Origin of the sequence: Paraburkholderia sp. RL17-347-BIC-D (assembly GCF_046027915.1) — a bacterium.
In the GTDB taxonomy this organism is placed as follows: Bacteria; Pseudomonadota; Gammaproteobacteria; order Burkholderiales; family Burkholderiaceae; genus Paraburkholderia.
The window spans coordinates 1-8,434 of the sequence record NZ_JARESS010000115.1 but is presented as its reverse complement, the minus strand read 5'-3'; the positions used below and the strand labels follow the sequence as shown (position 1 = coordinate 8,434).

Here is an 8,434-nt window from a genome sequence, read left to right as displayed (position 1 = left end):
CGCACTTTAGGACCTACAAAATCCCTCTCGACAGCAATTCAGTATTGCTCGGTCGGTGTTGTTCGGGGCCGACGCATGCTTCCTTTTGTCCCTTGTTTTCCCGCGGTTTCTGACGATAGCGCTCCACAACGAAATCGACGAAGCTGCGCAAAGCAATCGCCATGTATGGTTGGCCGGAATACAGTAGCCACACGGTACGTTCGTCGCCGCAGAGTGTCGCGTCGTGGAGCAACGCACGCAAACTGCCGTTGCCCAGTTCGTTCCGCACGAACGAACGTGATAAGCGCGCAATGCCGAGTCCCGCCTGCACTGCCTGCTTGACGACCTGAGGACTTTGTATGCTCATGATCGGCTGCACGACGACGCGTTGTGTGCCGTGGGCGTCGCGAAACTCCCAGTAACGGCTTGGCGCATCCGACGCAACGAGCACGTCGTGCGAGGCCAGTTCGGCCGGCGTACGTGGCGCCGGGCAACGCGCCAGATAGTCCGGACTGGCAACAATCACGTCGCGGGTTTGCGCAAGCGGCCGGCATACCAGCGATGAATCACGCAGGCGACGTTCCATACTGAAACAGACATCGAACTCGCTGGCCGCTACGTCGCTCATATTGTCGAAGACGGTCAGGTCGAAACTCATTCGGGGTTGCTGGGCGCGATAAGCGGCCAGCAACCCCGGCAGATCGGTGCTCGCGTACAACGACGACGCCGCTATCCGCAACGAACCGCCAGGTTGTCCCACCGCAGAGGCGATAAATTCGTCCATGTCATCGAGCTGCCTGAGCAATTCGATGCAGCGCTTCCAATACAATTGGCCCGTCCCGGTCAACGATACTCGCCGCGTAGTCCGGTTGACGAGCCTAACGCCCAGGTGTTCCTCGAGCGTCGCGACACTACGCGTGACCACCGAATTGGAAATGCCCAATTGTTTGGCGGCTTCAGCAAAACTCAGGTATTCCGCGACTTTGGCGAAGATGCGTACCGACGCCAACTGATTCATCGTATTCTCCGGCGCGCACCGGATGACAGGCGTCGGGCGCAATCCGGTGGTGGGGGGGGGCGAGAAACCATAGGTGGGCACTCCATCTGCTGGACGTCAGACTCCATGCGAAGTCACGAACCGCATCACAACGTATGGGTCTGACCGCGGGAGGTTAGTTCGCAGCATAGCGGCCACTTCGTTACCCAAAGCCGTCTGGCAGATTACAGGATTGTTATTTTACTGGTTTACTATTATTTAAGGTTGCCTTAAGGCTCAATTCGGAATGCAATTCGACCCATCTACTTTTTTTGGATGCATCGTCAGATACTCTTTTGACTCTATGCGAATCAATGTCGGTATCGAACCTCTCAGATTAGAGTCGAACCGGCTCGCAACCTTGACGATGATTAGAGCATACGTTCGATATCTACGCTGAAATTAGAGGAGCAATTGCTACCCGGTTCGTGATTCATCCATCGCGATCTCGGCGCCATGACAGCGCGCGACGGCAGTGACGAGACACAGGCCACGGCCACGGCCACGTCTCGCCGTTGCCTGCGCTGCGTTCCCAACACTGCGATAGAAAGGCCTCAATACTGCCGCGCGTTCACCGGGTTCGATGCTGGACCCAGCTCAGACAGAGCGACTTTCGCGCTTCATCGCACACTGAACGCCTGCAGTCCCGCCATCGCCGCGTCGAGCCCTTCGTATGAATAACGTAGAGCCGGTGGAGCGATGGAATGTAGACCGAGGTTGTCCCGCCAAGAATGTCGAGATGCTGTTTGACCGCGTATTGATCCGGCCCGACGGGGTCGACGACACCTAGACCCATCGAACCTGTGATTTACAAGTGACGATGGGCCGCGTCGACAGTCATGTCGTCCGATGTGTTGACGATATCGAGCGAGCTGGATGATCGAGCCGTTGCTCGCATTCATCACGAACAGCTTACCGGGGTCGCGCGAGCTGATAAACAGGCGCCCGCTCTTCGGGTCGAAGGCGTAACTGCGCGTTCGCATTCCATTGCAGATCGGACTTCACTTCTCCCCTACTCGCCTCTGATGACGTATCCAACCCTCCGCACCGTTTCGATCGTATCCGCCCCGAGCTTCCTGCGAAGGTTGGAGATGTGAACCTGTATCGCATTACTCTCTACTTCCTCTTTCCACCCGTAGATGCAGTCTTCGAGCGTCGACGACGACTGAGGTATGCCACGGTAGGCAATAAGCTGAAGCAGGATTGCCCATTCCCGCCCCGATATCGGGACCGGTACACCCGCGCGCGTCACCGTTCGCGATGCCGTGTCGATAAGCAGTTCGCGGTGCCGGATCTGATCCGTACTGCGCCCCTGAGAGCGACGTACTAACGCGCGACATCGAGCGACCAGTTCGCGCGAATCGAACGGCTTGTTCAGATGGTCGTCGGCGCCGGCCTCGAGGGCGCGTACACAATCTGCGGGGTTGTCACCTTCTTTGAAGGTGAAGACCGGAACCACTCGATTGATTCGACGTAGCGAGACAAGAAGATCGAGACTCGACCCGCGAGGCAACATCATGTTCAAGACGACCAGCGCATATCGCGCGGTGGTGAGTGCGAGTTGCGCCTCGCGATCGTTTTTGACGCGGTCGACGGCATAGCCTTGGGCGCGCAGAATCGACGACAGTCGCCTTGCATCCCGCTCAACCGATTCCGCTAAAAGAATACGCATGATCGGCAGGATGAAACGAGCGAACCGGGCGAGCGCAACGAAGGCGGGTTAGAGACGGGTGAAATGGATCCTCCGGGTCCGCGAGTGGATTTGACAATTCAGATGTCGCGGAACGATTGTGCACAACCACACTTTATCCGCGCACTGACCGGGAGATTACATTTTTGTCATATGCGTCACCCAAAGCGTAACGCTGCTAACTCGTCAGGAGGACGAATGCAGCGGAGACAGCGCGTAATCGAAAAGAACACGTTGCAAGCACACAACGGAGAGCGTTGCATAGCTATGCAAATGCCTTATCCGCTGGTCAAACATTTTGCGCCCTTATCCCGTACGGGATCTGGGGTTAGTCATATGCGCAAGAGAACCAGCAATTCTGAATTCGCGTAGCGGACGAGGACCGGAGCCATTCCAATGATTAAGATGCCGTGGGTTTCATCTCACAGAAGTTGAGCCTTTCCAACATCTCTTTCGCTTTGGAGAACCTGAATGAAAAAGAAGTCATTGCTTGCGGTTAGTGCGTTGTGCTTTTCGGCGAGCGCCGCCCATGCACAAAGCAGCGTCACGCTGTATGGTTTAATCGATGCCGGTCTGACTTACACCAACAATCAGCACGGTCAGAAAAACTTCCAGGCGACCAGCGGCGATACGAATGGCAGCCGTTGGGGGCTGCGTGGCGCGGAGGATCTTGGCGGCGGACTGAAAGCCATCTTCACATTGGAAAACGGTTTTAGCATTCAAAGCGGCTCGCTCGGTCAAGGCGGGCGCATGTTTGGACGTCAGGCATTCGTCGGTCTGTCAAGCGAAACGTATGGTGCGCTGACCGCCGGCCGTCAATACGACTCCGTGGTCGATTACCTTGGCCCGCTTTCGCTGACCGGCACACAATACGGCGGCACGCACTTCGCCCACCCGTACGACAACGATAACCTGGACAACTCCTTCCGGGTCAGCAATTCGGTCAAGTATCAAAGCATCAGCTACGGCGGCTTCAAGTTCGGTGGTCTGTACGGCTTCTCGAACCAGGCTGGTGGATTCGCGTCGAATCGTGCGTACAGCGTTGGCGCGTCGTATAACTGGGGTCCGTTGAATGCAGCAGTCGGCTACCTTCAACTGAACAACTCGGGTTCGACGTTTGCGACGGGGGCGGTTTCTGACGACGCTACGTTTAGCGCAGGCAACCAGCGCACGTTTGGTGGCGGCCTCAGCTATGCTTTCGGTCCTGCCGTGGCCGGTGTCGTGATCACGCAGACTAAATTGTCCGCAGCGACGGGTATTGGCGCGTTTGCCTCCGGTACGAATAAGGGCTTGACGCTGACAGGTGGGGATGCCCGATTTACGAACTACGAAGTGAATGGCCGCTATAACCTGACGCCGGCATTGGCTCTCATCGGGTCCTACACATTTACCGATGCACGTGTAAGCGGCGTCAGTCCGAAATACAATCAAATCAACTTGCGGACGGATTACTCGCTGTCCAAGCGCACCGACGTTTATCTCGAGGGTGTCTATCAGCACGTCAGCGGTACTGGCAACTCCGGCATTACCGCGGACATCACCGGTCTGACAGCGTCGTCTGGCAACAGTCAGTTAGCGGCAACAATTGGCTTGAGAACGCGCTTCTAGTAGGTTGTCCGGACATCCGTCGTTCCTGCACCAACGTGCAGTGCGACGGGTCCTAAGGTCTCACCTTTGAAGAGCACAGAACACATTCGCGGGCGATTCATCCGCGTTGTTTGCGATGATCTGTACGCCCGACTCCTTCCGGCACGTTCCCTTGACCAAAGTTGGCTCGGTCCACGATAGCTATTTTATCGCTATTTTCCGCAAGCACACCTGCAACGCATCCGGCACTACGCAAAGCGACGAACTTCCGACGGGCAACGCCGGACGAACCGATACTTCGGGGTACGTCGCGAATGACAACGAGCCTGTTAGGATCGGCGCCGACATCGCCGTTGCCGCTGGCTGTCGACGTGATGGCGCACATCGTTATCGGAGCGAGTGAAGGCGAAGGACGCCTTCGGGAGCTACTTCAAGGTGGGCCCGCCACTGACCGTCCTGACCATCGCGGTCGGCGTGCTGTGGCTCTCCGTCCGATAGACACCTACGCATGCGTCGAAGCGGTTTGACCCGAGTCGACGCCGACACTGCCTGCACGACCCGTGGGTAAACGAAATGCCGCTGCTTCTCCAGCAGGGAGCTTGCTCCACCTCGCGTTTACACCGATTATCGATTTAAGCCTGCTTTAAGCCTCGTTGCATAGATTGAACGGGGCCATACGAACAACATCCGTTCGGCGATGGAAATCAAAGCGATCATGCACAGCCAACGGTTCATCAGAGCGGGAGACCCAGGTCCTAGGTTGGGGAGTTGAACGTTGACAACCAACGAAGTGCCGTCAATTGGAACTGGTATCAGCCGGGTCAATTTTCACTTTCGGCGGCGTCTGCAGCAAAGAGGTGTCTAACCGGTCTTGCGGGACAGCGCGAGGCGCGCAAAGGTGTCTTGTCAGTGCAATCGACGTCATCAGGCACTAACGGGTTGTTAATTAATCCCCTTGTACTTCGTCATCGTTCGCAAACAGCCGGTGACATCTCCATCGCTTTCTTACAGTAGTCGAATTACAAGCATCGGTTGAAAAACCCAGTTGTCAGTGCAATGCGCGCAAACAACGATGTATGTCCGTCATACAAGGAAGCAGTTGCTACCGAGAAAACGCCATGAAAGCCCGCAAAAACGAGAAGCTGCGAGCGTGAGTCCATACACACTACAGAACGCAGCAATCGACTTTCTTTAGAAGGTCATATATTTGGAGGGTGCGGAGTCCATAACTGTTCAGGCCCACTTGCGAGGCCGTGCTTTTCAAGTGTATGCGACGCCGGGGTTTGCGTCAACGCAACGAGACCGAGTACCGCGATTGCTTAACCGCCCTTCACCCAGCTCAAAGATATCGAGCGCCGATAGCTCGTCGTCGGAAATCACCCATCCGAACAGCGCAAAGTAGATGGACGCGACGCTCTCAGCGCGCAGCGCCTGCAGCAATTTGTTTGAGCGGTGCGCGCGGGTATGCAGCCGACCCCACAGCGCCTCCGGTCGACGGGAATGCAGAACAACTAAATCAGGCAGGATTCCAACATTTGGTCCACTCCCGTCAACGATTGTGTTCGACGGGGCCGCCCAGACGAAGTCGCTTCGGCGCTTTCTCACAACAGGGAACAGGTCGACTGGCGCGCCGCACTGCAATCGCCGGCGGCATCGGAAGACGTTTTTCCTTGAAAGTGGACGACGCGGATGTGAGGCGACACAGGCAGTCGCGCTACCGGATTTGATGAGGACATGCAATGCACAAGCCGGATCAGGACCTCATCGATCCGCTCGCCTCGTTGCGAGCAATAGCCAGTCGATGCGATGGCGTACAGGAGCGCCGAATATTTTAGTGTCCGGGCTTCTTTATGGGCGCAACAATGGTGGCAGGCGTCTACGACAACCAGATACTGCTCAGGCTACCGGAAAATCGAGTAACCGCGCTGCTGGAGACCTCTGGTTGCTCACAGTTCAAACCATGTGACCGGGTGCCCATGAGGAAATAGCTGGTATTTGGCGTAAGCGGTCCGGGGTACCAAGTGCTCGCTGAGTGCTTCGATGAGGCAGTGTCACTCGCACTGCTGACATCCCAGCGCCGCAAACCGAGCATCAATGTGCCAGAGAGAAAATAGTCTCGCCAGCAATCCTGACGTCAATTCACTCCGTTCCATCACCGACCAATATTCGCCACCTCATCCCGCATGTCATCCTCAGAGGACCGGAGACAGCGTCAGTCGTACCGACGGCACGCCCCACTGCGGACACGACCATTCAAAGCCGGTCTTTGCCACATGCGACAAACGTCAAGCGCATAAGATTGCACAGACTGCGGCACTAGCGCCGTCGCCAACGTCTGAGACTCGCATAATCTCGCCTTAAGCATGCGTACCTTATCCTTTGCTGACCGGCTGTGAACAGGGCTGTTTTCAACGGAAGTTACTTTGGAGGTACAAATCATGAGATCACTTCAAGCCGTCGTTATAATTGCCGCTCTGGCGACACCGTTATCCTGCTTCGCTCAGCAGTGGAACTCAACGGTCACCCGTGCACAGGTGCGTGCCGAACTCCTGCAGTTAGAGAAGGCCGGATATAGTCCGGCAAAACGCGATAATGCTACCTATCCCGCCGACATTCAGGCTGCCGAAGCACGCGTCGCGGCAGGAAATTCCTCTATGCAGGCCGCTACGCAAGGAGCGGGCGGAGTTACAAGCGGTGCGACGCAGTGGGACCAACGTACTTCAATTTCTACCACTCCGAGCCCTCTGTACGGACACCACTGATGTGGACCTGCTCGTCTGACAAGTGCGTTCAGTGCATGGAGAATTAACGACGAGCCGTAGCCAATTGGCTGCCAACAAGCTCTACGCACTGCACGACAGTGACCATCAATCAATGCGGCACCGACAACTGCTATCGACAAGCCGCGTCTGAACTTTTGCCCCACCCGTCTATCGATCCAGCTCATCCGCACCTTGACCGGGGGTGTCCGTTTCATCCCAATCGGTAGTGATCTCGACGCGAATTGTGACTTTCATTTCCACCTCCGATGGCCATGACTGCCAGAATCATAGGCGTATTGAGCCGGACCCCAAGGTTTTTAACGCTCCCTCCGGCAATCAGCGCCAGGCCGTTACTGCTGGTCGTCTGTCGGTACAAAGGCCATGCCGTGCGGACTTCCCAAATTGGTCACCAAAGGAAGGAGTGCTCCGCTACGCAAATCAAGCTGGCCGACATAAGCCGGCACCACCAGCGCGCTACTCGTAGCGGTCACGCCCGTTGATGCGGAGAACGCCGCGTCGCGCTGCCAGACATTGGCACTAATCTTGTACACCATGTTCGCCTTCGTGTCGGACACCAGCAGGAAGCCTCGTCGTGCAGTGGCGAATACCGTGTCGTCAACCTGCACGTTGCCGAGAAGCGGCAGATATTGCACGCGCGGTTCATCGCCCGACGAACGCAACAGTACAAGCTGACTATCTCCCTGATCATCGAGCAGTACGTCACCTGACGGGGTCAGCGTCATCGAATCCGGATCGGTCAGGGTGAGGGTTGCCACCGTGCCAAACGGAATGTTGCTGGCGTCCAATGTTCCGCGCATTACCGGAGTGACGTCGATCGTGTAGCTGTTTGCGTCAAGGTGCACAACGCGGACAATCGCGGGCCCGATATTCTTGCCGCTGGCGTTAAGGGTGGGATTGGACGCGCTGAAGTAGGCCTGGTCGTCCTTGAACACGATGTCATCGTAACCGCCGCCGTGGAGTGTCTTGCCGAATGAATACGGTTTGGATGCCTGGCCAGTCGCGGGATTTATGATGACCAGGTTTGGATTCGCATCCTCATTCTGCATCGCCCAGATCTCATGCGTGTACGGATTGACCTTCAGGCCATCGTTGTGTCCCGCTACTTGATAAGTCTTCACGATACTGCCGTCTTGCGAATATTCAACAATCACACTCACCGCGCCGTTCGAGCCATCTGGTGCACCGTTATTTGCATAGCCAACCCAAACGCGACCATCGAGCACAGCCAATGAATCCGGTGCGCTGATCAACCCACCGGAACCCGCCGCGAACACGGTCAGGCTAAAACCTGGAGTGACTACCGGCTTCGCCGTGGTTTGCGCGTCGGCGCCGCCGGCCGCGAAATATAGGGCAGTGAAC

5 protein-coding genes are annotated in these 8,434 nt (G+C 56.6%); 2 read left to right on the top strand and 3 right to left on the bottom strand.

Translation table 11 applies throughout. The features are described 5' to 3' along the window. Positions 1–13: 13 nt before the first annotated feature. Both P0D96_RS46915 and P0D96_RS46910 read right to left on the bottom strand, forming a co-directional pair. Positions 14–997 (bottom strand): LysR family transcriptional regulator, encoded by a 984-nt coding sequence (locus P0D96_RS46915; protein ID WP_408321048.1) that lies wholly within the window; start codon positions 995–997, stop codon positions 14–16. A 1,030-nt stretch (positions 998–2,027) separates the two neighbouring features. Beyond that, positions 2,028–2,687, bottom strand: coding sequence for a winged helix-turn-helix domain-containing protein (locus tag P0D96_RS46910; protein ID WP_408321046.1), 660 nt, complete (start codon positions 2,685–2,687; stop codon positions 2,028–2,030). A gap of 489 nt (positions 2,688–3,176) precedes the next feature. Between P0D96_RS46910 and P0D96_RS46905 the strand changes: the two genes are divergently transcribed. Further along, complete coding sequence (locus P0D96_RS46905) at positions 3,177–4,313, top strand: porin (protein ID WP_408321044.1); 1,137 nt, start codon at positions 3,177–3,179, stop codon at positions 4,311–4,313. A gap of 2,417 nt (positions 4,314–6,730) precedes the next feature. Next, complete coding sequence (locus tag P0D96_RS46900) at positions 6,731–7,054, top strand: DUF4148 domain-containing protein (RefSeq protein WP_408321042.1); 324 nt, start codon at positions 6,731–6,733, stop codon at positions 7,052–7,054. A gap of 350 nt (positions 7,055–7,404) precedes the next feature. Here P0D96_RS46900 and P0D96_RS46895 read toward each other — a convergent pair. Beyond that, on the bottom strand, positions 7,405–8,434 hold a 1,030-nt coding region (locus tag P0D96_RS46895; RefSeq protein ID WP_408321040.1), incomplete at its 5' end, for a hypothetical protein.

Coding starts and splice junctions, on each gene's coding strand:
- P0D96_RS46915 (WP_408321048.1), bottom strand. CDS start 997: ATGAATCAGTTGGCGTCGGTACGCATCTTCGCCAAAGTCGCGGAATAC.
- P0D96_RS46910 (WP_408321046.1), bottom strand. CDS start 2,687: ATGCGTATTCTTTTAGCGGAATCGGTTGAGCGGGATGCAAGGCGACTG.
- P0D96_RS46900 (WP_408321042.1), top strand. CDS start 6,731: ATGAGATCACTTCAAGCCGTCGTTATAATTGCCGCTCTGGCGACACCG.
- P0D96_RS46905 (WP_408321044.1), top strand. CDS start 3,177: ATGAAAAAGAAGTCATTGCTTGCGGTTAGTGCGTTGTGCTTTTCGGCG.